Source organism: Chromatiaceae bacterium, assembly GCA_024235395.1.
Lineage (GTDB): Bacteria > Pseudomonadota > Gammaproteobacteria > Chromatiales > Chromatiaceae > Thiosocius.
The window spans coordinates 643,708-669,958 of the sequence record JACKMK010000001.1 but is presented as its reverse complement, the minus strand read 5'-3'; the positions used below and the strand labels follow the sequence as shown (position 1 = coordinate 669,958).

At 64.0% G+C, this 26,251-nt stretch carries 20 protein-coding genes; 9 read left to right on the top strand and 11 right to left on the bottom strand.

All coding sequences use genetic code 11. The features are described from left to right. Positions 1 to 8: 8 nt before the first annotated feature. The gene (locus H6955_03020) at positions 9 to 2,147 is read left to right on the top strand and encodes a PAS domain-containing protein (protein ID MCP5312500.1); all 2,139 of its coding nucleotides are present in this window, start codon (positions 9 to 11) and stop codon (positions 2,145 to 2,147) included. On the opposite strand, the gene H6955_03015 is transcribed toward H6955_03020, so the two are convergent. Next, complete coding sequence (locus H6955_03015) at positions 2,148 to 2,843, bottom strand: DUF2470 domain-containing protein (GenBank protein MCP5312499.1); 696 nt, start codon at positions 2,841 to 2,843, stop codon at positions 2,148 to 2,150. A 307-nt stretch (positions 2,844 to 3,150) separates the two neighbouring features. Here H6955_03015 and H6955_03010 point away from each other — a divergent pair, with 307 nt between their 5' ends. Continuing rightward, on the top strand, positions 3,151 to 5,961 hold the full coding sequence (locus H6955_03010) for an EAL domain-containing protein (protein MCP5312498.1): 2,811 nt from the start codon (positions 3,151 to 3,153) through the stop codon (positions 5,959 to 5,961). 89 nt (positions 5,962 to 6,050) lie between these two features. On the opposite strand, the gene H6955_03005 is transcribed toward H6955_03010, so the two are convergent. The 3 genes from H6955_03005 to H6955_02995 all read right to left on the bottom strand — a co-directional run bounded on the left by H6955_03005 (position 6,051) and on the right by H6955_02995 (position 8,065). Continuing rightward, on the bottom strand, positions 6,051 to 6,551 hold the full coding sequence (locus H6955_03005) for a hypothetical protein (GenBank protein MCP5312497.1): 501 nt from the start codon (positions 6,549 to 6,551) through the stop codon (positions 6,051 to 6,053). 149 nt (positions 6,552 to 6,700) lie between these two features. After that, positions 6,701 to 7,357 carry a hypothetical protein gene (locus H6955_03000; GenBank protein MCP5312496.1) on the bottom strand — a complete coding sequence of 219 codons (657 nt, stop codon included), beginning with the start codon at positions 7,355 to 7,357 and terminating at the stop codon, positions 6,701 to 6,703. A 141-nt stretch (positions 7,358 to 7,498) separates the two neighbouring features. Continuing rightward, entirely contained in the window at positions 7,499 to 8,065 is a 567-nt protein-coding gene (locus H6955_02995) for a hypothetical protein (protein ID MCP5312495.1), read from the bottom strand. A 263-nt stretch (positions 8,066 to 8,328) separates the two neighbouring features. Between H6955_02995 and H6955_02990 the strand changes: the two genes are divergently transcribed. Next, a complete protein-coding gene (locus H6955_02990; protein ID MCP5312494.1) occupies positions 8,329 to 9,912 on the top strand; it encodes a GNAT family N-acetyltransferase in 1,584 nt (527 codons plus the stop codon). A 26-nt stretch (positions 9,913 to 9,938) separates the two neighbouring features. Here H6955_02990 and H6955_02985 read toward each other — a convergent pair whose 3' ends face one another. Beyond that, positions 9,939 to 11,360: an SLC13/DASS family transporter gene (locus tag H6955_02985; protein MCP5312493.1), complete on the bottom strand. Its 1,422-nt coding sequence runs from the start codon at positions 11,358 to 11,360 to the stop codon at positions 9,939 to 9,941. A 27-nt stretch (positions 11,361 to 11,387) separates the two neighbouring features. Next, a complete protein-coding gene (locus tag H6955_02980) occupies positions 11,388 to 12,152 on the bottom strand; it encodes an IclR family transcriptional regulator (protein MCP5312492.1) in 765 nt (254 codons plus the stop codon). 292 nt (positions 12,153 to 12,444) lie between these two features. Here H6955_02980 and H6955_02975 point away from each other — a divergent pair, with 292 nt between their 5' ends. The 3 genes from H6955_02975 (at position 12,445) to H6955_02965 (ending at position 16,701) form a co-directional block, all read left to right on the top strand. Continuing rightward, a complete protein-coding gene (locus H6955_02975; GenBank protein MCP5312491.1) occupies positions 12,445 to 14,679 on the top strand; it encodes a phosphoketolase in 2,235 nt (744 codons plus the stop codon). A gap of 10 nt (positions 14,680 to 14,689) precedes the next feature. After that, on the top strand, positions 14,690 to 16,054 hold the full coding sequence (locus H6955_02970; protein MCP5312490.1) for a four-carbon acid sugar kinase family protein: 1,365 nt from the start codon (positions 14,690 to 14,692) through the stop codon (positions 16,052 to 16,054). A gap of 62 nt (positions 16,055 to 16,116) precedes the next feature. After that, complete coding sequence (locus H6955_02965) at positions 16,117 to 16,701, top strand: methyltransferase domain-containing protein (protein ID MCP5312489.1); 585 nt, start codon at positions 16,117 to 16,119, stop codon at positions 16,699 to 16,701. A gap of 37 nt (positions 16,702 to 16,738) precedes the next feature. On the opposite strand, the gene H6955_02960 is transcribed toward H6955_02965, so the two are convergent. Then, entirely contained in the window at positions 16,739 to 17,347 is a 609-nt protein-coding gene (locus H6955_02960; protein MCP5312488.1) for a tetratricopeptide repeat protein, read from the bottom strand. 69 nt (positions 17,348 to 17,416) lie between these two features. Further along, positions 17,417 to 18,433, bottom strand: coding sequence for a winged helix-turn-helix domain-containing protein (locus tag H6955_02955; GenBank protein MCP5312487.1), 1,017 nt, complete (start codon positions 18,431 to 18,433; stop codon positions 17,417 to 17,419). 228 nt (positions 18,434 to 18,661) lie between these two features. Here H6955_02955 and H6955_02950 point away from each other — a divergent pair, with 228 nt between their 5' ends. After that, positions 18,662 to 18,958 carry a hypothetical protein gene (locus tag H6955_02950; GenBank protein MCP5312486.1) on the top strand — a complete coding sequence of 99 codons (297 nt, stop codon included), beginning with the start codon at positions 18,662 to 18,664 and terminating at the stop codon, positions 18,956 to 18,958. A gap of 132 nt (positions 18,959 to 19,090) precedes the next feature. Here H6955_02950 and H6955_02945 read toward each other — a convergent pair whose 3' ends face one another. The 3 genes from H6955_02945 to H6955_02935 form a co-directional block, all read right to left on the bottom strand. Beyond that, on the bottom strand, positions 19,091 to 20,452 hold the full coding sequence (locus H6955_02945) for a lysine 2,3-aminomutase (protein MCP5312485.1): 1,362 nt from the start codon (positions 20,450 to 20,452) through the stop codon (positions 19,091 to 19,093). 370 nt (positions 20,453 to 20,822) lie between these two features. Further along, complete coding sequence (locus H6955_02940) at positions 20,823 to 21,542, bottom strand: hypothetical protein (GenBank protein ID MCP5312484.1); 720 nt, start codon at positions 21,540 to 21,542, stop codon at positions 20,823 to 20,825. Positions 21,543 to 21,585: 43 nt separating this feature from the next. Next, positions 21,586 to 22,644, bottom strand: a complete 1,059-nt coding sequence (locus H6955_02935) for a PA0069 family radical SAM protein (protein MCP5312483.1) — start codon at positions 22,642 to 22,644, stop codon at positions 21,586 to 21,588. Positions 22,645 to 23,005: 361 nt separating this feature from the next. Between H6955_02935 and H6955_02930 the strand changes: the two genes are divergently transcribed. Next, the gene (locus H6955_02930) at positions 23,006 to 23,326 is read left to right on the top strand and encodes a hypothetical protein (protein MCP5312482.1); all 321 of its coding nucleotides are present in this window, start codon (positions 23,006 to 23,008) and stop codon (positions 23,324 to 23,326) included. 256 nt (positions 23,327 to 23,582) lie between these two features. Continuing rightward, a complete protein-coding gene (locus H6955_02925) occupies positions 23,583 to 26,231 on the top strand; it encodes an AAA family ATPase (protein ID MCP5312481.1) in 2,649 nt (882 codons plus the stop codon). The last annotated feature ends 20 nt before the right edge of the window (positions 26,232 to 26,251 follow it).

The window sequence follows — 26,251 nt, the reverse complement described above, 5'->3', positions numbered from 1 at the left end:
CCGCATCCATGTCGTTCCGACTGAAGACAGTACTGGGGATCGCACTGATCGAGGCCGTGCTGCTTGCGGTACTGGTGTTCAGCAGCCTGTCCGAACTGCGCCACATGGGCGAGGAGCAGTTGCGACAGCGGGCCCAGACCACCGCGACCCTGTTCGCGACCACCGCAGCCGATGCGGTCCTTGGATCGGACCTGGCTTCGCTCGAGAGTTTCGTAAACGAGGTCCTGAAGAATCCGGGTCTTGTGTATGCCCGGGTGCGCGACCGACAGCAGACGCTCGCGCAGCAGGGTAACGCGGCAGCAATGCAACGTGCGTTCACTGCCGATTTGCGATTCGCCGACGTGGACGATGGTGTCTTCGACACCTCGGCACCCATCGAGATCGGCGGTGAGGTCTATGGCAGCGTCGAGATCGGCCTGGAGATCGAGCACCTGCAGCGGGAACTGAGCCGTGCCAAGCGCACCTTCAGCGGGATTGCGTTCTCCGAGATGTTGTTGACCGCGGTGTTTTCGCTGGTGTTGGGCTCGCTGCTCACCTCGCAGTTGCGTTCGCTGACCGCAGGCACGCGTGCGGTCGGCGAAGGCCGCTTCGGGTTTCAGATACCGACACGGGGGCGCGATGAGATTGCCCAGTCGGTTCAGGCATTCAACCGCATGTCTTCCAGCCTGGCAGGCCTGATGGCCGAAAATGAGCGCCAGCGGAACGACCTCGAGGTGAACTCCAATCAGCTGACGACACTGCTCGACAATCTTCACAGCGCCATTCTGATGACCGACATGCGAGGCGTCGTCGTACATGTCAACCAGCGGTTCCGCGCATTGTTCAAAGTTCCTGAACAGTTCGGCGAACTGGTCGGGCGCGACTACGCAGACCTGCTTCGGCAGATCGCAACGGCATATGCCGACCCCCGCCAGATCGGTATGGCCCTGCAGGCCATCGTCGATGCGGGTAAGCCGGTACACGATCGCGTGTTCGAACTCGTGGATGGTCGCCTGATCGAGACCGACTATCTACCGCTGCTTGCCGACGGTGTTCAATATGCGCATCTCTGGGACCATCGCGACGTCACCGAGCGCGTCGTCGCTCAGCAACAGGTGCACGAGCGCCGTCGCCAGCTGGACACGGTATTCGATCTCAGCCCGGACGGTTTCGTGTATTTCGATGCCGATGGTGCGGTCGCGTTCGTCAACAAGGCCTTCACTCAGATGACCGGGATGACTTCGGAGCAGGCGGCCGGAACGCCCCGGCACCGCTTTTTTCCCGTGATGCGCGTGCACTGTGAGATCACCGATATCGATGACAGCGAGGGATTTCGCCTGATTCGCACGAGCCTGCCGCGACCCCGGGTATTGTCGTGCCGCGAGCGCAAGTTGCAGGATGCCGAGGGCAATGGAACGGCGCATGTGATGTACTTTCGCGACGTCACGACCGAACGCGAGCTGGATGCGGTGAAGAACGAGTTCCTGACCACGGCTGCGAACGAGCTTCGCAGCCCGCTGGGGCGAATCCTCGTCGCCGCCGGAGCTATGCTCGGGCGGGCGGATGACGACAAAGAACGGCGAGAGGCGTTACAGCTGATCCACGGCGAAGCCGCGCACCTTGCTGACATGCTCGATGACCTGCTCAGCCTGGCGCAGATTGAGACGCAGGCCGGCAGGGCGTTCGACATCCGCCAGCAGCCCCTGTTGCCCTTGCTCGGCGATGCCCTCGCGCCTTACCTGCAGGGCGAACGACACAAGCATCTGGAGGTCCATCTGCCCGAGACGCTGCCTTCGGTACCGGTCGATGCCGTGAAGTTCAAGCAACTGATCGCGAACCTGCTGGACAACGCTTTCAAGTTCTCGCCCGACGAAGGCGTGGTCGTGACGCGGGTGCAGGTGGCCGGTGACGACGTGGTGATTTCGGTGGCGGACCAGGGAATAGGCATGACCCAACAGGAGGTTGCCGCGGTGTTCGAGCCGTTCTACCGGGCCGACAGTTCGCGTGGGCGGGCGGGCTCAGGACTGGGCATGTCGCTGGTCAAGGAGATTGTCGAGGTGCATGGCTGGAGGATCGGTATCGACAGCGTGCCGGGCGAGGGTACCGCGGTGAGCGTGGCGATTCCGTTGCGTGCGGTGCGCAACGTTTCAGCGCCGGCGGCCGTCTAGTCAACCGGCCATCTCGACCAGCACCCTGCGTGCCTCATCCGCATCGGCGATGGGCCGCAGCAGCGGGATGCGCTTCAACTGCCCTGCGACGCGCAGATCCATCCCCTCGGCATCGATGCCCACCATCGCGACGACACCGGTGTCATCGATACCGCTGTGCGCGAGGTACGCGCGCAATGCGTCGACATGGTCGCTGTTCATGTGCGCGACGATGCGGGCCTCGGTCTTCGCATCCAGCGGGTTTGTACGTACCAGCCTTTCGTTCGCGTACCAGCGAGCGGTCGCGAAGCCGCCGTTCCAGTGGAAGCGCAGCGGCTGAAACCGATAGAAACGGAATCCCAGATCGTCCAGATAGGGACGTGCATGCGGGTAGTAGGCGAAGTAACGTTCGCCATCCTCGACCGCTGGTAGCGGCAGCGTTTCGCCGATCGCATTCAGACGCGCCAGTTCCTGCACGTCGCCGTCGCCGGTCTGCAGGATCGTCAGGCTGCACCGCCGATCGGTGTCGACATTCTTCGTGTGCTGTGAAAGGTGGCTAAGCAACAGCAGTGGTAAGCCGTCGCGGCCGAGTGCATAGGGAACGACCGAGCCGAAAGGATAGCCGGGATGTTCAACCGAATGCGTTGAAAGCACACCGTGAAAGACCCCGGCGAGCAGCTGCCGGGCGAGCCCAGCCTGTTGGTCGCCGCTTTGCATTTCTGGAGTTTACCCCCGGTATCCGGCGTAGAGAAATGACCGGTTCCCGGCGGCCGGGCAGGCCGAACCACCCGGACCGGATCACTCGAGAATCAGTCGGGCGCGTAAACAAAACCGCCGCCCGGCCGTAATAGGATCTCGTATGTGCACCAGTCTTTATGTACAGCTCGTCCCTGATCGCCGTGCATGCCGAGGCAATGACGGTACGAGGGGCCGACGGTCCGCGTTGTGTGGCGACATAAGATTTGTCGTCGGTGCTTCGGGCGCGGTCGTGCAATGACGCGATAGCGACCAGGAGATGCGTGTCATGCTGGGCGAGGAAGGAACGCCTTTCCAGGGATTCTTCGACGACAACACCCTGGTCATGTTGCTCGTCGAACCCGAGTCCGGGCAGATTATCGCGGCCAACCCGGCAGCAGCCAGGTTCTACGGTTACCCGGTGGAGCGGCTCTCCCGATTGCGCATCAGCGACATAAATACCGCGGACCCGGCGCACACCAGGGCAGCCCGGATGCGTGCAGTCCGCAAAGAGGCGAATGCGTTCGAGTTCCAACATCGCCGTTCGGACGGTGAACTGCGGGATGTGGAGGTGTTCGCGACGCCTGTCCGGGATGGCCCGCGTACGCTGTTGTTGTCGATCATTCACGACAGCACGGCGCGCAAGCAGGCCGAACGGGCGCTGCAGGCCAGCGAAGAGCGTCTGCGTGCGGCCGGCGAAATCGTCTACGACCGCATCTACCGATGGGATCCCGGGAGTGACCAGATCGAGTGGTTGGATCGGGGGTCGCGGGCGCCCGGTGGACCGATCGCGGAGGTCCCGGTGGGCGTCGCCGACTGGATGTCGATGATCCACCCGGATGACCACGAGGGGGCGAGGCACGCCTGGGAACGGCGGCGTCATTCGTCGGAAACCTTCGAGCACGAATACCGGATACGCTCGGGCGACGGTAGCTACCGTCACTGGCTGGACCGTTCCTCGCCGCTGGTCGACGACGCTGGGCCACCGTTCGCATGGGTGGGTGGATGCACCGACGTCACCGAACGCAAGCGTTCCGACGAGAAGCTGCGTCTCGCGGCGACGGTATTCACCTCGGCCCAGGAGGGCATCGTCATCACCGACCGCCATGCCAACATCATCGATGTCAATGACGCGTTCACGAGGATCACCGGGTATACCAGGGACGAGGCGCTCGGCAGGAACCCGCGTTTCCTCAGTTCCGGAAGGCAGGGCCGTGATTTCTACGAGACCATGTGGCGATCCCTTCACGAGCGGGGGTTCTGGCTGGGCGAACTCTGGAATCGGCACAAGGACGGCACGCTGTTTGCGGAGCTGCTTTCGATCAGCTCCGTACGAGGCGATAACGGAGATATCCAGAACTACGTCGCGCTGCTGACCGATGTCACCGAACAGAAGGCCTACAAGGAGCGCCTGGAGCATATCGCCTACCACGATTCACTCACCAACCTGCCGAATCGGGCGCTGTTGAGTGACCGCCTGCATCAGGCGATCGCGCAGGCGCGACGACATGCGACGACGGTCGCCGTCGTCTACCTCGACCTCGACGGGTTCAAGGAGGTGAATGACGGCTTTGGACATGATGTCGGCGATCGTCTTCTGATCGAGATTGCGGGGCGCCTGCAGAATGCCCTGCGCGAGGAGGATACGGTTGCGCGATTGGGCGGCGACGAGTTCGTCGTGGTGTTGGTAGGGCTGCCCGATCCGGGCGCCTGCGCCGATCTGTTGCCGCGCCTTCTGGCGGCTGCGACACGGCCATTGCGCGTGGACGACCAGGTCCATGAGATATCCGCCAGCCTGGGGGTCACCTTTTATCCCCAGCCGGATCCTGTGGATCCCGACCAGTTGCTGCGTCAGGCGGACCAGGCGATGTACCAGGCCAAGCTGGACGGCAAGAACCGTTTCCACCTGTTCGATGCCGAACAGGACCGCAACGTCCGCGGGCAGGTCGAAAGGCTCGGCCAGATCCGGGCGGCCCTGCAGTCCCGAGAGTTCGTCCTGCACTACCAGCCGAAGGTCAACATGCGCACAGGCGAGGTGGTTGGCGCAGAGGCGCTGATTCGCTGGCCGCAGGGATCGGGTGGGATGCGCCAGCCGGCGGATTTCCTGCCGCTGGTAGAGAACCACCTGTTGGCCGCGACGCTCGGCGAATGGGTGCTGGAAACGGCCTTGACACAGGTGGAGTCCTGGAAGGCAATGGGCCTGCACGTTCCAGTCAGCGTCAACGTCAGCGGATGCCACCTGCAGCAGACGGACTTCATCGACCGTTTGCGCCGCATGCTGCAGACACATCCTGCCGTGGACCCGGCCGATCTGACGATCGAGATACTCGAAACGACGGCATTGATGGATCTCGCGCATGTTTCCAGCATCATTCAGCAGGGAAAGCAGCTGGGCGTCGTGTTTGCGCTGGACGATTTCGGCACGGGCTACTCGTCTCTGAGCTATTTGAAGAGCCTGCCCGCCGGACAGCTGAAGATCGACCGGAGTTTCGTCCGCGACATGCTCGACGATCGAGACGACCTGGCGATACTCGAGGGCATCATGGGATTGGCGGCCGCATTCAGGCGCGAGGCGATAGCCGAGGGCGTGGAAACCGCCGAGCATGGTGAACTGCTGCTGCAACTGGGTTGCGAACTTGCGCAAGGATTCTTCATTGGGCGGCCGATGTCCGCCGATGACTTCGTGCAGTGGGTCGACAGCTGGCAACCGCCTCCCGGTTGGCGGCGGCAGCATCCGATTCAGACGGCCGATCTGCCGCTCGTGTTCGCCCTGGTGGAGCACCGTGCCTGGGTGAATGAATTCGATGAGCTGGTTACCGGCAATGGAAGAGCAGAGCTCCCGGTCGGCGCCGATGAATGCCACTTCGGCAAGTGGTTCCGCGGAGAGGGCGAAGAACGCTACGGTGCACGATCGGAGTACGAAGAGATTCGCACGTTGCACAATCGCGTGCACCAGGTGGCCGAACAGCTGTTGGGTGCCTATTCAGAGGGGCGTCACGATGAATCGCTCGCCAGGCTCGGGGAACTTCACGACCTGCGTGAGATGATGACCATGCACCTCAGGTATCTGGTCCAGGCGGTCGGGCAGCCGGATCGTTGACTGCTCCCATCCCGGGTTCCTGTCTTCAGTCGCACTGGGGCCGCGACCTTCACTGGCCGCGGCCCCTTTCCTCCTTCATCGTCAATCGGTCAGTCGACTGAGCCTGCGCTCATCTTCTGGTTGTTCAACAGGCCGGACTGGCTCTGCGAAGCACGGTTGACGGATGCATTGGTGGTGACGGCCCCGATCACGTTCGAGTCTTTGACTGCACCAACGTTTGCGGTCTGTTTGTTCAGCAGGCCACTCTGGCTCTGGCTGATCGAGTTGACGCGTGCGTTGGTCTCAACCGAACCGATCACGTTCGAGTCCTTCACCGAACCGGCATGAAGCTCCTGCTTGTTCAACAGGCCGGACTGCCGCTGCGAGGCGTTGTTGATACGGGCATTGGTCTCAACGGCGCCGATCACGTTGGAGTCGCTGACCGAACCGAAGGTCGCTTCCTGCTTGTTGAGCAGACCGGACTGGGTCTGCGAAGCGCGGTTTACCCTCACATCGGTGTCGACGCTGCCGATCACGTTGGATTCCGCGAATGCGGTACCCGTCAGGACCAGGGCGGCGAAAGCAGCTGCGAAGGTGTGTTTCATGAACATAGTCGTTCTCCCTTGTGTTGATTGGTTCATTCGACAGGGGGCGCGCGCCGTCCTGTCGAATGCCATCATGGAGAAGTCGCGGGATCAGCGATGTTGCCGAGTACGCGAACAGGGTGTGACTTATTCACGCAGGCGCTGCCCGACTGGGGTCAGTCTCCGCCGCAGCCGCCACCACAGCCGCTTCCGCAGCCGCTGGCATCACCGCCGCAGCCGCCCGCACAGCTGCCGCACCCGCCCCCGCAACCGATATGGCCGGCACAGTAGGCGGCATCGCCGGATCTCCGGCAGTCAAGGGCGTAGCGGAATCCGTCGGGGATCGCGAGGTCGGCATCCAGCGCGAACAGCAACGGCAATCGGTTGGGTGCGTCCGGTTTGATCTGCTCGCGACGACAGGCGATGCGCCACGCCCGCTTGATGCCCTGCTGGGCGATCGTCGGCGATGACATGGCCTCGGCCGGCGTATGGTGAAGGAAGCGACCCAGGGCCTTTTCGCAGAACTGCTTGTAGTGGCGGGTGAAGAGGATGAACTCGTGCCAGGCGACGTCGACGGCCTGTGAAGGCATCGCGACCATGCGTCGACCGGCGATGTTGCAGATATGGAAGTACTCGCGCAGGCCATCGATCACCAGGGCAACCTGGGGCTCAGACAGATGGGGATACATGTCGCTGAGCTTGGTCGAGATGCGCGCGGGAAACTGGTAGCTGTCGATCAGGCGTCTACGCCTGGCGACCCGATACTTGCGATAGACACGGAACAGCAGGAACGCGAGTACGCTAAGTAGCAGGATCTGCAAAAAGGTGGGCATGGGCAGACTCGGGTCATCGGGCTGTGGGCACTAGAGCCTTATCAGTCGGCAACAGGACGGTAAAGCTGAGGGCGGGGGGCTGGGCGCCAGGACCCGCGAGTAGCGTGACGCGGTCGCCGCTTCCGTGATGTGCCGACCGGATCACCAGACCGCCGTCAATGTCTGCTGCGGGTTGCCGAGCAGGTCCTCGTAGTCGATGACGATATGAATGCCGCGCATCTGCCGGTCGAAATCGGACATCAGGTCGGCGATCTCCGCCTGCTCGAAGCCCTGTTGCCGCAGTCCCTGGCTGGTCAGATTGACCAATGTCACCTGTTCCCCGGCGGGCAGAAAGAAATCGCCATCGGCGAAAACATAGAAATTGTCCCACACGACCGGCCGATCGAACCGGAAAAGATCGGCCAGATTGAGTACGCTGTCGTTGTCCCGGGTGAATCGTATGCGTTTGACCATAGCGGTTCCCAGGCCATCGTTCTTCAGGACGACAAGTTTGACCCCGACGAATCCCGACGACGCGATGCTCAGCAGGGGCCGGATGTTCGCCCTGGCGATCTGGCTGCTCTGTTCCAATTGAGCGTGGAAGCGCTCGGCGTTGCGCTTTTCGGCATTGAAGGCGATGGCCAACGCAACGATCGCGACGGCCAAGGAGCCGATGTTCGCGGCGGTCTGGACCCATTCACCGAAGCGCCGCGGTCTTTGCGGTGGCATTGTCGCTCCCTCGATCTGCGTGGCTGGATGTCCCGGGCGGCCGGAGGTGCGATCCCTAGTCCCCGTGTTGTCTGGCATACAGGCGATAGTAGACCAACAGTTGCGTCGCGTCGGTTGTCGGCGCCGGCGTGCAGCGTTGCGAAGACAAGGGGCGGCGTTCGAGCCGCTCGCAGGTACGCAGCAGTCGCAGGTGACCGCGGCGGACGGGTAGACTGTCCCTGACGCTATTGTCGAACCCGCATTCCATTGCCCTGGAGGAGCCAATGACCGAAGGCCATCTGCCAACCGAGCTGGAAAACCCGCGCAGCCGTCTGCACGTGCGCAATGCATCCATTCGGGACATACCGGCGATCGTGGACCTCACCACGCGGGTGTATGCGGGCACCGGGATGTACGGTTATTCCGAAGGAGCGCTCACCGGTCAATTGAACAACTTCGCCGACGGCCAATTCGTCGCGGTCGTCGACGACAAGGTGGTTGGGTACTGCGCGACGTTTCGGGTCGGCGAACAGCTCGCGCTGAAGGCCCATACCTGGACCGAGATCACCGGCAACGGTTACGCGTCGCGGCACGATCCGCGCGGCGATTGGCTGTATGGCATGGAGGTCTGTGTCGATCCCGACTATCGTGGCTACCGCATCGGCCAGCGGTTGTACAACCAACGCAAGGCGTTGTGCCAGTCCTTGGGCCTGAAGGGCATCGTATTCGGCGGGCGCCTACCGACGCTGCACAAACGGATCAAGAAGTTCGGCAGCGCGCAGGCGTACGTGGACGAGGTGATACAGAAAAAACAACGTGACCCGGTCCTGTCGTTTCAACTGCGCAACGGTTTCGAGTTCATTGGCCTGCTACCGCACTATCTCGACGTGGACCGACAATCGCTTGGCTACGCGGTACACCTGGTATGGCACAACCCCAAGGTCGACCAGGAAACCGCGAAGGGCCGCGAGAAACGCTACGGCGGACGCCTGCCGGATTCGATCCGGGTCGGCACGGTGCAGTACCTGCAGCGCCGGGTGAGATCGTTCGACGAATTCCTGTCGTTCATCGAGTATTTCGTCGACGTGGTCGCGGATTACAAGGGTGATTTCGTCGTCTTTCCGGAGATGTTCCCGCTGCAGCTGTTGTCGATCGAAGATCAGGAGCTCAGTCCGGCGGCCTCCATCGAGGCGCTCAGCCGGCATACGCCGCACTTCAAGGAAGCGCTGCGGGACATGGCGATCCGCTTCAACATCAACATCATCGGTGGTTCTCATCCGACGCTGATGCCGAGCGGTCGGGTGGAAAACGTGGCCTATGTGTTTCTGCGCGACGGTGCGATCCACGAGCAGCCGAAGATCCATCCGACACCGAACGAGGTCTACTGGTGGAACATCGAGGGCGGCAGCTCACTGAACGCGATCGACACGGATTGCGGGCCCATCGGTGTGCTGATCTGCTATGACTCGGAATTTCCCGAGTTGGCGCGTCATCTCGCCGACCAGGGGGCACAGATCCTGTTCGTGCCGTTCTGTACCGACGAGCGCCAGTCGTACCTGCGGGTGCGGTATTGTTGCCAGGCGCGGGCGGTGGAGAACCAGTTCTACGTCGTGATGTCGGGGAACGTCGGGAACCTGCCGGGTGTCGCCAACATGGATATACAGTATGCACAGAGCTGCATTCTCACGCCGTGCGATTTTCCGTTCGCGCGCGATGGTGTCGCGGCCGACACGACACCGAACGTCGAGATGGTGGCGTTCGCCGACCTGCGGCCCGACACCCTGCACATGGCGCGTAACAGCGGTACGGTGCAGAACCTGCGCGATCGTCGGCACGATCTGTACAGCATCCATTGGCGCGGCAAGTAGGAGGTGGCCGGCGAGGATGCCGATGTTCAGGGGGTGACCCCCCATATCCAGGGCAGCAGCAGTGCGACGAACAGCGTAATGCTGACGACCCCGGCCAGGTTCAGCCAGATGCCGGCCCGTGCCATCTGCGCAATGCTGACCTGGCGGCTGGCGTATACGATGGCGTTGGGTGGTGTCGCGACAGGTAACATGAATGCAAACGATGCCGCCAGTGCAGCCGCGGTCATCGGCAACAGCGGATTGTGACCCGCGGCCGTTGCGAGCGCGGCGACGATCGGCAGCAACATGCCCGCGGTCGCGGTGTTCGAGGTCACCTCGGTAAGCAGGATGGTGACCAGCGCGACGGCTGCGACCATCAGATACCAGGGTACGGCGTGCATCGCGCCAAGCTGAAGGCCGATCCATGCGCTCAATCCGGAGGTCTGAAATCCCTGCGCGAGCGCAAAACCGCCGCCGAACAGGATCAGCACGTCCCATGGGATGCGCGCAGCGCTCGACCAGTCGAGCAGGGCGCCCTGGCCGCGCCCGGCAGGTAGTACGAACAGCGCGATCGCCCCGGCCAGCGCGATGCCGGAGTCGCTCAGTTCATTCAGCCATGCCGCGGGCAAGGCGCCTTTGAAGATCCATAGAAAGGCGACGCCGCCGAACACCGTCAGCACGCGTCGTTCCGCGCTGGCGATCGGTCCGAGCGCGGCCAGTTCGCCCACGATCGCGGCACCGCCCGCGGTGCCGCCGGCCCTATGCAGCGGTGCATTCAGGCGTGTCAGATAAGCCCAGCACAACATCAGCATCACCAGCGCGAGCGGCAGCCCAAACTGCATCCACTGCCAGAAACTGATCTTGATGCCGAGCGTGCTCTCGAGAACGCCCGCCAGCACCGCGTTCGGCGGCGTACCGATCAAAGTGGCGACACCACCGATCGACGCCGAATAGGCGACGCCGAGCATCAAGGAACGGCCGAATTGCGATTGTGTATCACCGCCAATGCGCGCTGCGACCGCGCTGGCGATCGGCAGCATCATCATCGTCGTCGCGGTGTTGCTGAGCCACATCGACAGGAAGGCGGTGGCCGTCATGAAGCCGAGCACGATCCGGTCCGGCCGCGTGCCCATCGCCTGCAATACGTGCAGCGCGATGCGTCGGTGCAACTGGCAACGTTCGACCGCGGCGGCCAGCCAAAAGCCCCCGAGGAACAGGAACACCAGATGGTTCGCATAGCTGGCAGTGACCGATTCGACCGGCAGCACGCCAAGGAGCGGGAACAGCACGATCGGCAGCAATGCGGTTGCGGGTATCGGGATTGCCTCGCCGATCCACAACAATGCCATCAACACGGCGACCGCGGCGACCTGTCTGGCTGGTGACTGCAGCGTCGTGTCCGGGACCAGCAACAGGATCGACGCAAATCCCAACAGCCCGCCCAGCAGCCAGATACGCTGTGCGTTCATCGGTCTGTCCCGGTCGTCGGCCTCCCTTCAGTCATGGTAACCGAGCTTCGCCGAGATCGCTTTGCCTGCCGCACTGACGTCATCGACCCAAGACATGCGACGGCGCTCGATCGGCGCCGACACCGACAATCCGGCAGCGACATTGCCGGTGCTGTCGTACAGCAGAACGCCGATGCACCCCACATCTATCTCAGCTTCCTCGTTGTCCAGCGCGAAGCCGCGGCGGACCGCCTCGTGGCACTCCTCGGCAAGTCGCGGCAGTGTGGTGATGGTGTTGCGGGTGTAGGCGGGCAGATTGGTCCGCTGCGCATATCCACGGATCGCCTCGTCGCCCGCCGCGCCGAGCATCAGCTTGCCGACGGCTGTGACGTGCAGCGGCGCGCGGCTGCCGACCAGCTGCTGTACATGCATCATCCGGTTCGGCGTGGCCTTCTCGATGTACACGACGGTGTCGCCCTCGCGCAGCGTGAGGTTGACGGATTCGCCGAGCTTGTCCCGCAGTGCCTCCATGACCGGTAGTGCGACCGCGCGCAGATCGATGTTGCTGTGCAGGCGGACGCCGAGCTGAAGCAGCCGCATGCCGAGCCGATAGCGGCCGGCCGCATCGCGTTCGACGAACCGGTTGTCGATCAACGAACTCAGGATGCGGTGTGCAGTCGAGGCATGCAGTCCGGTCTCGGCACCGAGCACCTTGAGACTCACCGGTTCGCTGTAACGCGCGATGGCATCGAGCAGGGTCGCCGCGCGATCGATCACCTGTATTGCCGAATGTCCTTCTTTGGCTCTATTCATGAGCGACGTTCCCGAATCGTGAAATCTATTGTTGCCCCAATACGGTGTTGCCCGGGCAACACCAGGGTCTAGGGTGACTCTAGCACGTGTTTTCACAATGCGAAAATCTTTTTCTGTTTTATATCTACCCGATATTCCCATAAATCTCAAGTATTTGCGGAATTGGTGACGGTCTCAGGGACAAAATTCCACAATACGGCAACACAACATCATTGTGAAAAACTGACGGCGGAACTAGTGTCCACGGCACAGGGCCTTGCGGCCCGAATCAAACGCAACAGGAGCCCGACCCATGAGCACAGCGGCACACGAGATGTTCGAAACCACCCCCGCATTCTGCGACGGGATACTGCACTTCAATGACCTGCCGAAGGATTTCGAGCGGCTCGGTCAACAGCCGGCAGTCGCTGAAGGCCAGTCTTCGATCACCGCCGTCGACGCCGATGCGGTGTTCCAGACGCAACTGGTCGCCGATGCGTTGCGTTACGCAACCCTGCAGCTGTGCGCTTCCAAGGAATCCGGACACCCGGGGGGCTTCGCAAGCAGTGCAGATGCCTACGCGGCACTGGTGATGCTCGGCCATACCAACATCGTGACCGAGGTCGGTCACCATGCGCCCGGTTTCTACAGCGCGATGTTCCTCGACGGATCGCTCGAGGCGATGGGTATCCACTCGATGAACGACCTGCAGCAGCGCTTCCGAGAGCGCGACGGGCTGCTCGGCCACCTGTCGGGCGCCATCCCGGGCCTGCTCGCACCGGCGGGGCCCCTGGGCCAGGGTCAGCACTTCGCGATGGCCGGTGCCTATCTGCATCGCGACAAGCTGTTCCCGTGCACCATCGGTGACGGTGGACTCGGCGAGCCCTACATCCTGTCGGCGATGAAACACTTCCACACCAGTTACCCGCAGGTCACCAACTTCCTGCCGGTGCTGGTCTGGAACGGCTTCAGCCAGGAACATCACTCGATGGTCTCGCTGATGAGCAACGCGCAGATGATCGCCTACTGGCAGGCGCACGACTTCGAAAACGTCGTGCTGGTGGATGCCAAGGACTTCGACGACGCGGGGCAGGAAGGGGCCTACGTCGACAGCACGCTGTTCAGCAGCGGTGCACGCGCCGCATTTACCCGTGCGCTGCTCGAGGGCGCCAAGCGGGCCGCCGATGCGGCGATGAACGGCACCTTGAGCGTGCTGATAGTCAAACAGCTCAAAGGGGCCGGTGTGCATGCCCACGGCGCCAAGTCGCACAACCTGTACCCGGGCGACCACGCGGAGAAGGGTCCCATTGCCGCCGCGCTGCGTCGCGGCGCATTGGCCCCCGAGGCCTGGGCATTGGTGCGTGCGAACATGCAGCGCGCCGGCGGTGGGCCGGCCGGGCACACGGTCGTCACCGAGTTCGAACGTGCGCCTTCGGACATCGGTGAACTGCCGACCCAGGCGTTCCAACCCGGCGAGAAAGCGGTGCCGGCGACCGCGATGGCGCATATGGTCGCGGCGTTGGGTCGGCGCGACCCGATGTTTGTCGTAACCAATGCGGACGGCAACGAGGCTTCGAACATGAAGCCGATCAACGAGGCCCTGCAGATCAGGCATCCGACGTCCGATCCCCAGTACAACCAGACGCCCGGCGGACAGGTCTACGAACCGCTCAACGAGGATGCCTGTGCCGGTTTTGCGGCCGGCCTGGCGCTGTTCGGCGGTCGTTCGCTGTGGTTGTCCTACGAGAGCTTCGCGATCAACGGTTGGCCGATCGTCCAGACCGTCGGCCAGGCGATGGCCGAACTGCGCCGCAAGACGCCGGCCGTGGTGTCGATGTTCACCGCCGGTGCCCTGGAACAGGGGCGCAACGGCTGGACTCACCAGCGTCCCGAGATCGAAAACTACATCGGCGGTCAGATGCGCAACGGCAACGTGTATCTGCTGTATCCGGCAGATGCGAACATGATCCAGGCGGCGTATGCATGGGCGAACGCGCAATTCAACAAGTCCATCAGTATCGTCGCATCGAAATCGGCGCTGCCGGTGTACACGACCACGCAGCAGGCCGAGCAGGCGATCGAGCGGGGGGCCGTCTCGATCTATGAGTCGCAGGGCGGAGAGCGTGGCAGCGTGGTGTTCGCGGTGACCGGCGACATGATCCTGCTGCCGGTCTTCGAGGCCAAGGATCGGCTCGAATCCGAGGGTTACCGTGTTCGCATCGTCAGTGTCGTGAACCCACGTCGCCTGTTCCGGTCGGGTGACGTTGCCTGGCAGCACGCGGCTCAGGCCGATGACCGGTTCATGGGTGATGCGGAATTCGACGCCTTGTTCGGCGCCGATGTGTTGATCGGTGTCAGCGGTGGCGGCACGATCTCCCTCGAGCCCGTCATGCTGCGCAGCAGGGCATCTGCGCGCGATCTGCTCGGTTGGCAACGTGGTGAGACCACCGCGAGCCCGGCCGAGATCATGGCGTACAACGGCATTACCGCAGAGCGGCTCACCGCGCGTGTCGAACGACTGGCCGGCACCGATGCGTCGAGCGGCTGAGGAGGCGACGATGGCCAAGCAACAGGTGACGAAGATCGTCGTGATCGACGATGACCCCACCGGGTCGCAGACGGTACACAGTTGCCTGCTGCTCACCCGGTGGGACCCCGAAACGCTCGGCGAGGCACTGCGCGACGAGGCACCGCTGTTCTTCGTACTCAGCAACACCCGCGGTATGCAGGCGGACCAGGCCGCTAAGGTCACGCGCGAGATCTGCGTCAACCTGCGGGTCGCGCTCGACGACCAGGCGCGCCACGGCATCCGGATCCAGCCGGTGATCGTCAGCCGGTCCGATTCGACGCTGCGTGGGCACTACCCGGTCGAGACCGATGTGATCGCCGAGGAACTGGGGCCTTTTGACGCGCACTTTCTGGTCCCCGCTTTTTTCGAGGGGGGGCGGATCACGCGCGACGGTACGCACTACCTGGTCGTCGATGGTGAACCGGTGCCGGTGCATGAGACAGAGTTCGCACGCGATTCGGTGTTTGGTTTCAGCACCGCCTTTCTGCCGGATTATGTCGCCGAGAAGACAGGCGGACGAATCCCGGCCGACAAGGTGCAGCGTTTCAGCCTGGATGACGTGCGTGGCGACATTGCCGGACGTCTGCGTGCGCTCACGGGCAATACCTGCTGCGTCGTGGATGGCGAGCGGCAGACCGACCTCGACCATTTTGCGCGCCAGGTGCTGGACGCGGCCGCGGATGGCAAACGCTTTCTGTTTCGCAGTGCCGCGAGCCTGTTGACGGCGTTGGCGGCCCTGCCACCGCAGCCGGTGGCGGCCACCGACATGGCCCGACTGGTGCGCAACGGCCGGGCCGGTGCGGTCCTGGTGGGTTCGCATGTCGACAAGTCCTCGCGGCAGCTGCAACGCCTGCTCGACGACCCGACGATCGCGGCGTTGCACGTCGATCTCGACTGGCTGGTGCGCGACGAAGAGGGCCTGTTCGCCGAGCTGGTCCAGCAGATGTTCGAGGCGCATCAGGGTGGACAGGGAATCGTGTTGTACACCAGTCGCGGCGAGCGCCGCTTTGCCACGGTCGCCGAGCGCCTGGCCTTCGGGGAAGTGGTTTCGCGCTTCCTGATGCGCCTGGTACGCAATCTGCCGCGCGAGATCGGATTCCTGATCAGCAAGGGCGGGATTACATCGAACGACACCCTGAGCAGCGGCCTGGCGTTGCGCACCGCGCGCGTGGTCGGACAGATACGCGCCGGTTGTTCGGTGGTGATGTGTCCGCATGAACATCCGCGGTTTGCGGACCTGCCGGTGGTGATCTTTCCCGGCAATGTCGGCGATGACGATGCGCTACGCGAGGTGTACGAGATCCTCGCGCACGATGGCGCGACGCACGAGCAGCGCCGGGCCCTGGCCGGCTGAAGTCCGTCGCGCACCAGTTTGTCGCCGGCCTGACCGGTGTGCATCGGGTTATGCTATGCGGCATGAGCGAGATCGAAGAGCTGCGTGCCAAATGGGACGGGCGTTACGCCGCGGCGTTGACCGGTGATATCCAGGCCAGCGAGGTGCTGGCCGACAATCTGCATCTGTTGCCGACGTGCGGCGACGCGCTCGATCTGGCCTGTGGCCTCGGTGCGAACGCGCTGCTGCTCGCCGGCCGGGGACTGCGCACGCACGCCTGGGATCTCTCGCCGGTCGCGATCGAGCGGCTACGGGATCGTGCCGGCGCGCTGCCGCTGCGTGCCGAGGTCCGCGACGTGATGGCGAGGCCGCCCGAGCCCGCAAGTTTCGATGTGATCTGCGTCGGCAGTTTTCTCGAGCGCGCCCTGTGTCCCTCGATCGCCGCCGCGCTCAAGCCCGGCGGTGTACTTTTCTATCAGACCTGGTCGCTGGAACGGGTCGACGACAGCGGACCCGGTACGCCGGGCTTCCGGCTCGCGACGAACGAGCTGCTGGCGTTGTTCCGCGGTCTGATCGTGCGGTTCTACCGCGATGAAGGCGTACTCGGCGATGCGCACCGCGGCTTCCGCAACCGTGCCCAGTTTGTCGCGCAGCGGCCGCTTGCCTGAGGTCCACTGGCAGCCGGCTTCGCGGCATCGGTTCCGGTCATTCCGGCAGTCCGGCCGCGCGCAGATCATCGAGCAGACGCCGTAGCTGGTGTTGATCGCTCGCCGGATGCGTCTTCGCGATCTGCGACAGCGTTTCCCCGGGACTGATCGACTGCATCTCCTCGACCTCCCATTCCGCGTCGCCCAGGCGGTCGGCGCCGACATACGCGGCTGCCAGGGTCAGGCGGATAGGCATCACGTTGGGGTTGCGTGCCTTGGCCGCCTCGAGATATTCGATCGCCTTCGGATAGTCGCCAAGGATGTAATAGGCGCGACCCAGGTTATACGGGTAGTCCCAGGTGTAGTAAGGGTTCAGCTGCATGCCCTTGCGAATGTTGGCGATTGCCGCGGGTGCGTCACCCAGGCCGTTCTTGATCAGCGCGAGCAGACCGTAGCCGTCGGCGTAGTTGGGCGCGATCTCGAGCGCCTTCTGTACGGTCTTTTCGGCTTGTTCGAACGACTTGCGCATCAGGTGGACATAGCTCAGCGACCAGAACGTCTGCGGGATCGAACTGTCGAGCTGCACCCCTTTGCGCGCCAGTTCCAGCGCGCGGTCGATCGTCTGTACGGGTGCGTCGCTCCACCCACGCCGATAGTTGTACGCCATCGTGTAGGCCAGGGCACCGTAGGCACGCCCGTAGCTCGGGTCGGTCTCGATCGCGCGTCGGTAGGCCGCCTACGCCTCCAGATTTGTTTCCGGCGTGTTGATCTTGGACAGGCGCTGGCCCTCCTGGAAATGGTCGTAGGCGGCGAGGTTGCTGGTCGGCTGACGGGCCAGCCGCTGTTGTTCCTGTGGACTGATCTGCACCGCGAGGGTCTCGACGATATGTCGGGTGAGTTCGTCCTGGACGTGAAAGGTCTCCTGGGTCGGCCGATCGTAGCGGCGCGCCCAGACCTGGAAGGCCGTCGCGGCGTCGACCAGGTGGGCATTGACGCGGAGTTCGTCGCCGCGCCGTCGCACGCTGCCGTCGAGGATGTAGTCCACTCGAAGATCCGCGCGGACCTGTTGAGGGGCGACCCGTTGACCCTTGTAGGAGAACGAGGTGTTGCTTGCGATGACCCTGACACCGGCAATGCCGGAAAGATCGGTGATCAGGTCTTCGGTCATGCCGTCGGCAAAACGCTCCTGGGCGGGGTCATCACTGAGGTTTTCGAATGGCAGCACGACGATCGACGGTGGGTCCGAAACGACCGGTGCGGTCGCGGCGTGCTCCGATGGTGGCACCAGCCGCGCGAGGATCAGCCAGACGAGCAGTGCCACGGCCGCGAGCACGGCGACCAGCAATGCGACCTTCGTGCGGTCGGCGCGGTCACGCACCGGCTTCGAGGCCGGGGAAGGGGTTGCTTCCACTCGCTGGTCCGGTTCGACGCGTGCTACCCGCGCGATCAGCTGGTAGCCCCGTTTCGGTACCGTGGCGATGTAGGCCGGAGCGCGTGCATCGTCGTCGAGCGCCTTGCGTAGCTTGATGACGGTACTGGTCACCGCGTCATAGCCGACCAGGGTGCCATGCCAGACCTGCTCCTCGAGCTCCGCGCGCGATACGACCTGCCCGGGCTTTGAGGCGAGATAGACCAGCACCTGCATCGCCAGGGGTTCCAGGTGGCGACGGTCGGTGCCGCGGCTGATCGCGCCCTCGTCGGGTGAGATCTGCCAGTCGCCGACCTGGAGCTGGGTGGGGTCTTGGATCGTCATCGGGTACGGCTCCGAATGTCCCTCGGGGCCTGCAAAACCTCCGGTGCAGGTCCGTCGAAATTTTATAAGTCTTTGTTTGTAAAGATTAAAACTTCGTCGCCTTTTGTTCGTTTTCCGGTCGCACTTCGGTCCGGACTTTCTCTATCAGCGTAGCTAGAAAACTCACTGCAGCCACTCGCGGCGGCCGCGCCGGGCAACGGGTCCCGGACGTCATTGAGGAGAACGCCCATGAACATTCGATCGACAACCCATCATGTGATCTGCCTGACCATGTTGTCTGTGAACGCGTTGAGTGGCCAGCCGGCTGCGGCAAGGGATTGGCAGGAAAGGCTCCTGTTCGAGCCGTCGAAGGCGCAACAGCAACAGGAGCGGCGGGGCCGCGTGTACATCTACGACGGGGTGCACGAGACTGCAGTGGATCGCGCGCTCGACGAGCAATACGGGCGCATCCAAAGCATGATGTTTGTCGGTGTCCGGCATACCGCCGAAGATGGCGAGGAGTATGCCGACAGCGATTGCGACTGAATGGCATCGGGACCGGTCGCGGGTCGGGCACCGTACCTGCGTTGCGAGGTGGCACCCGCCACGACTCGGGTGGCGTTTTCAGTATCCCACGCGGTGCTGTCGGGTACTCCGCGCGGCCGTACCCTGTGCCGGTCAGTTCGACGCCGTCTGTTGCATCGCCCGGTATTCCGCCTCGAAGAAGAACTCGCGCTCGCCGAACGCCGGCCGCAGCTGGTCCAGCCAGGTCGCCTGTTCGTCGTAGTGGGCGAAGAACGGGCGCTGTACCCAGTCGGGGTTGCGACCCTGCAGGAAGCGCAGCACGAACACCTTTTCACCGTGGATTTCGGTGATGCCCTGGATCTCGACCTTGCCGGGGCCGGCACTCATGCTGGGGCCCCGCGCGGTACGGCCGAGTCCGGAGACGTGCTGCAACGCGTCGCGGTAGATCCGCCAGGCCTTCGCCAGCGGTACCTCGAAATAGTGGCGCGCGCCGGTGTCGCGCTCGACGAACATGTAATAGGGCACTATGCCGAGGCGCACCTGGGTGTTCCAGGTCGCTGCCCAGTCGGTCGCGCTGTCGTTGATGTGCGCGAGCAACGGCCCCTGGCTGCGAATCTCGGCACCGGTGTCGCGCAGGCGACGGATCGCCTCCCGGGCGATCGCGGTATCCATCTCGTGCGCATGGTTGTAGTGCGCCATGATTGCGACGTGCTTCCCGGCGTCGACCAGGCGCCCGAGCATCCTTACGAGGTCGTCGGCGTCGTTGTCGCTGACGAAGCGGTGTGGCCAGAAGGTCAGCGCCTTGGTCCCGATTCGGACCGTCTGCACGTGCTCGAACCGTGGCTCGAGCAGCGGCTCCAGATAGGCCGCCAGGTGCTTGGTCTTCATGACCATCGGGTCGCCGCCGGTGATCAGTAGATCGGTGACCTCGGGGTGGGTCTCCAGGTAGTTGTGCAGGCGCGTCGCCTCGGTCGTGGCCATGCGCAGGGCCTTGTCACCGATGAACTGCGCCCAGCGGAAGCAGAAGGTGCAGTAGCTGTGGCAGGTCTGTCCCTGGCTGGGGAAGAACAGCACCGTCTGTCGGTACTTGTGTTGCAGGCCCTCGATGCGTTGGCCTGCACCGTCGTGCGGCACGTTGAGTTGCAGCTGGCCTGCCGGATGCGGATTGAGCTCTGCGCGCAGCTCCTGGGCCAGGGCCTGCTGGCGGTCGCGCGGCACGCCGTCCCGCAGTGCCGTGGCCATGCGGTCGAACGCCTCGGGCTTGAGCATGCCGCGCTGCGGGAAGGTCAGCTGGAAGATCGGGTCATCCGGCACGTTCGACCAGTCGATGAGTTCGTCGATGACATAGCTGTTGACCCTGAACGGCAGCACGGAGGAAACCACCCGCATCTCGAAGCGAACCTGGTCGGGCAGCGCGCCCAGCGGCGCGATCCTGTCGAGGTCGCGCTGGGTGTATACCTTGAAAGGGCGGGCGTCGTCAGGCGCTTCGCCAACGGCGATATCGGCTTGCCACAATGCTGATGTCGGGTTCACGCGAACCTCCTGGGTCGGTCGGGTGCAGCCGGACGGCTGCAGCCAGAATTCTTATTCGAGTCAGAGGCGACGCGCTCGCGGCGCCGATCCCCATTCCGGCGTCGGCCGGCCGGAGTGAATGCCTAAACAGGCGATTGAACATAACAGACAAGTCCACCGAGGGTAAAGCGCACACGGCTGCAACACACTGTTCATAAAAGGAAAACCATGCCTTTTTTGCGGCAGTTCGGGGCCCTCTGCGGGTCTCGGTCGGCGTTTTCTAGCTCCCGCGATGAAGGTCAGGGGATGCATGGCGCCCAAAGTCAGTGGCAGGATCGATCCGTCGTGAAGACGCCATGGCGGGCACGGCCGCCTAACGCAGCAGCTCGCGGATGTCATCGGTCTCTATCAGGTCAAAACCGCGTGCGCGCAGGCGACCGATCTCGGTGTGGGTATTCGCGGTGTAGGCCACCCATCGCCAGGGGCCTGGCCAAAGGGACTCGGGCGGTGACGGCAGGCGCCTGCGATCGACGAACAGGAACCCCGGTGCCAGCGCCTCGGCCTGTCCGCGTTCAGTCGCGTGCCATGCCGACAACACCCATCCCACCGACAGTCGGTGTACGGCCTGGATGTGCTCCAACAGCGGGTAGTCGAACGAAATCACCGTGCAGCGGCCGCTGATCGGCGCGAGCTCGTCGACCACGATGCGTGCGACGCGCTCGATGCCGAATGCCAGCACGCTGTCTCGTTTGATCTCGACAAAGGCGTGTGCAGCGGGCCACGCGGCGAGCAGTTCGACCAGCGCCGCGAGTCGGGTGATCCGCTGATCGTTGAAGCGTTGTCCAAAACGGTCCGCGTAGCCTGCGGGCAGTTCGAGCAATCGGGCCGCCGGGGTCTCGGTGACCACCAGGTCGCGGCCGGTCGCGGCAAACACCGAGGCATCGTGGCTGAGCAGCGGAATCCCATCGCCGCTGATCTGCACGTCGGTCTCCAGGAAAAGCGCGCCGGCGCCCAGCACGGCACGGTAACCCTCCAGGGAGTTCTCGGGCCAGTGCAGCGGTTCGCCGCGGTGCGCGACCAGCAGGTCTCTCATGGACGGAGCCCGGACAGGTGCATGAATCGGCCTGCGCGACGCGTCAGAACAACGCCAACTGGCCGTCTTTCGCCGGTGCGCGAAACAGGTCGCAGCGCAGCGATGCACCGGCACCGAAATCGAGTCGGCGTGAGGCCACGCGAAAGCGTTGGGCGATCAGGTCGGCGTACACGCCGCGGCCTCGCATCCGGTCACCGAATCGGGCGTCGTTGTCACGTCCGCCACGGGTTTCCTGCACGTGGCGCATCACGCGCTCGGCGGCCTGCGGTCGATGGCGGTGCAGCCAGTCGCGGAACAGCGGGGCCACCTCACGCGGCAGACGCAGCAGAACGTAGTCGGCTGCGTTCGCTCCGGCCTCCCGGGCCGCGCGCAGTATCGCCTCGATCTCGGGTTCGTTGAGGACGGGGATCAGGGGCGCGAGCATCGCACGCACCGGAATGCCCGCGGCGCTCAGTGTCTCGACGACCTGCAGGCGGCGTTGCGGGGCGGCCGCACGCGGTTCGAGGATGCGCGCCAGAGATCGATCGAGCGTGGTAAGTGAGACGGCCACCTCGACCAGTTGCCGGGCCGCGAGTTCGACCAGCAGATCGATGTCGCGTTCGATCATCGCCGACTTGGTCACCAGGATGACCGGATGACGGGTCTCGAGCAGGGTCTCGAGAATCGTGCGCGTGAGCCGGTGGGCGCGCTCGATCGGTTGATAGGCGTCGGTCACCGCGCCGAGCGCGAGCGGCGCGGGCCGGTACCCGGGGGCGGCCAGCTCTTCGCGCAGCAGTGCGACGATGTCTGGCCGGGCGAACAGGCGCGATTCGAAATCGAGCCCCGGCGACAGGTCCAGATAGGCGTGGGTCGGCCGTGCGTAGCAGTACACGCAGCCATGTTCGCAGCCCCGGTAGGGATTGATGGACCGGTCGAACGGAATGTCCGGCGAGGCGTTGTAGCTGATCGCACGGCGGGGCCTGTCGATCGCGACGTCGGTGCGCAGCGGCACGGCCTCTTCCTGCGCCCAGCCATCGTCGAACGGTGCCAAATACTGCACGAAGTAGCGGTTGCGTGGGTTGTCGGCGGCCCCGCGTCCGCGTTGGGAAGGCGGTTTCAACAGGTGTCACCTTGCCGGGCAATGTGGCCGGATGTCGCCACGGGCGGGTCATTTGCCCAGGCGGCTGTCATGAAAACTTTACGCTGCCACGGTAATCCAACCCGGGTCGCATGGGAAGCGAACACCGAGTCGGGTCGAAGACTGTGCCCCAAGCCATTGGACAAAGAAAGGTTTTCCAGGTCGCCCGCAACTACCGCCGAGCCCGACGGTCAAAGCTGGCATGTGAAATGCTTTGCTGTTGGGCAGAGGCAACGACCGCCGGTTTGCAGGTGTTTGGGAGGTTGTCATGAAGGGTTGGTCAGCGGGCCGCGCGATGGCACACGGGATCTCGGAAGACGCACGCGCGCTGCGTACGGCGCGAGGGCTGTGCGACTGCGATCTGCAGCTCCAGAACGCGCTCTATCAGGGGACCGGTGGGGTCAGCGCGAACAACCGCGCAGCCGGTTTTGCCCCCGCCTATCGAAACGAAGCCACGGGTGAGACGGTCATCTCGAGGTTCGCAAACGGTATACCGGCCCCGGTCCACGTGCTTGAAGGGCTGCCGGAGCAGTGGGTGACGCAGCGCGGTGCCGATGGGTGCGTGTGCCGTATCTCCACGAGTGTCATCGCCGGTTTCATGCGTGACGGCATCTTTTACACCCGGGAGGAGGCCGCCCGATTCGTCGCCGAGGTGGCGTCGGAATAACGTCACGCCGGTGCAATCTGCCTTCCGTCGCGCACGCTTTCACCCCAATCCGCTGATCACAAGACACCTTCCCATCCCCGGGAAACGTGAACCAGTTCGCGCTTCGCCGATCCGCTATTGACCGCGGAGAGACGCGGGATTCCACTCGGGTTTGGGAGAATGAATTCGACTAGAATTCATTAGCAAACAGGTATTAGCCGGGTGTTTTGCATTCTGCGAAGTAAGTTCCCGGCGATACCGCGAAGCGCAGGGTAGCGTGGCCGGGGGAGCGATGTACGAGGCGTATTACAAGCTGAGCAGCGATCCTTTTCGATTGCTGCCTGATCCAAGTGTCTGTTATCCCCACCGCAGCTGCGCCAAGGCCTGGGCCTATCTGCGCTACGCGCTCAAGCGCGGCGAGGGCATCGTGGTCGTGACGGGTCCGCCGGGATCGGGCAAGACCACCTTGGCAGAGCGCCTGCTGAACGAGATCAATCCTGCCAAGACGGTCAGCGCCCATCTGGTCGCGAACGATCTGAACGCGACCGACCTGCTCCGCAAGCTCGCCTATTCGCTCGGCCTGGCCGCCGAAGGGCTGGATCGCGCGATGCTGGCGTTTCGCATCGAGCGCTACCTGATCGAACTCGAGCATTCGAGTCGCCGCGCGCTGGTCGTGATCGACGAGGCACAAACGCTGTCGCACCAGTCGCTGGAAGCCGTGCGCCTGCTGACCGACCTGCAGTCGCGTTCGAGGGCGGTGATGCAACTGGTGGTGCTTGGCCAGGACGAACTCGAGGGCGTGCTCAGCGCCCCCGGGATGGAACAGTTCCAGCACCGGGTGATTGCCAGGTGTCAGCTATCGCCGATGGATCTCGAAGAGACCAAGGCCTATATGGAATACCGTCTGGCGCTCGCGCGTTGGCGTGGGGATCCGTCGATCAACGGTCCGGCGGTCAAGGCGATCTTCGAAGAGAGCAGAGGGCTGCCGCGGCACGTGAACAAGATCTGCAGCCGATTGCTGCTGCACGGTAGCAGCGAGGAAAAGCACGCGCTCAGCGATCGCGATGTACGTGCGGTGGTGCGCGATCTGCGCGAGGAATCCCTGGCGCCGCACGAGTCGCCGGCGACGATGGAGCGCAGCGGTTCGAGCGGTGCCTTCGATTCGGTGTACGAACTGGCGCTGGTCCCACCTGCGGATTCCGAGGGTACGGAATTCGGCGGGCAGCCGCGCGGATTCGAGGAACTGAGCCTCGAAGAGCCGGGCATGCAAGCGGAGTCTGCGCACCGGCAGGGCGTGCCACCGTCGTCCTCGGTACAGATGGTGCGCCGCACCTCGGCGTTCGGCGGCGGTGACTACTTCTACCTCCGCAGCGGCCGGCAGAGTCGGCGGCCCTGGCGCCGGGTGCGCCGCTTGTTGCGCAGTGTGAGCGGCCCGGTGCGACAGGCGGTGAGGGGTGTGGCCGCCGGTGCCATGCATTCGATGCGCGCCGCCCGACATCTTTACCACAGGCTGTTGCGAGGTTCGCGTGCCTGGGTCGCCGATGGGCGCTCGTGGCTTGCGGATGAAGGACAAGAGCGGTCGTCCTGGCACAAGGCCGCGGCACAGATCGGCATGCATCGCGCGCAGCTGGGTGGACTAGCGGCGTTGGCTATCGCAGCGTTTTCCGCGTATCTCTGGTTCGGTGACGATGCGTCGGTTGCCACGCCGAGTGAGCCGATCGTGGTTCAGAGCCCGCCACCCGAACCGGTGTTCTCCGACGCGGGGGAGTTGCCCGACGGTCGATTGGTGCTCGGCGAGGCGACGGGTTTTCTGCAGGCAATGGATGGTGATCTGCGCGCGGACGATGCAGTGGGCGCCGGTGAACATGCAGCGGCGGTGGGAGTCGATCGGCATGTCACCGATACGCTGTTGAATCGCCTGGCACCTGCAGTCGCCAACGATCTCATCAGTGGCGTCTCACAGAGCAGGACGACACTCGCGTTATGGACACTTGCGCGGCACACTGCAACGATCGCTGCCGATGGCCAGACCTTGCAGCCGGACAGGCCGGAGGGGGCTGGTATGACCGGTGGCGCTGGAACGGCGGATGCTGCGCGCTCGTCCGACACGGGTCCGGGCGACATCTCCCGCGCGGACGCGGCTTCGGCTGAAGACGACGCGTTTTCGCGTATCGCGATGGTGTTCGAGCAGCGACCACCGTTCGCGGGCTATGTGAGGACGATGCCGGCGCCGAGCGACGAGCGGTCATCTGCGAATCCGGACGTTGCGGCCGCGCGGGTGGTGGAGTCTGACGGACAGGCGTCGGTTGCGGAACAGCAGCCGGCCGACGGTGCCGACGTGGAGGTCGACGCAGTGAACGACATGCAGGTTGCGAGTTTACCGGTCGCGATGCTTGACGCTTCGCCCCGGGGTTCGCAGGTCGCAGGTCCGCCGGTACCGGGTGCGCAGCCGGTGCTGCCGTCCCCCACTGAAGAGGTCGATCGCTATCTCGCGCTCGGAAAAAGGGCGCTGGCGCAGAATCGGCTTTTGTTGCCCCCCGAGCACAGTGCCCACGCCTATTTCCAGCGGGTGTTGGATATCGATGCGGACAATGCGGCGGCACGCAAAGGGGTGGAGCGTATCGTGGATCGCTATGGCAACCTGGCCCGCGATGCACTCGCCGAGCAGGATTTCGACAAGGCGAATCTGTACGTGGAACGTGCTTTGCGGGTCGATGCCGACGACCGCGCCACGCTGGCGCTGCGCGACGAGATCGCGCACACCGTCGAGGAACTCGAACAGGCACGGCTGCGCGAGGCCGAACTGGCACGCATGGCGGCCGAAATCCCGGAGCCGGAACCACCGGTCGAACCGCCGAAAAGGCCCCAGCTCAGCGCATTTCAGCGTCTGATGGGGCTGGTGAACGGGCGCGAACTGGAGCGCTGACCACCGCAACCGAGGACCCG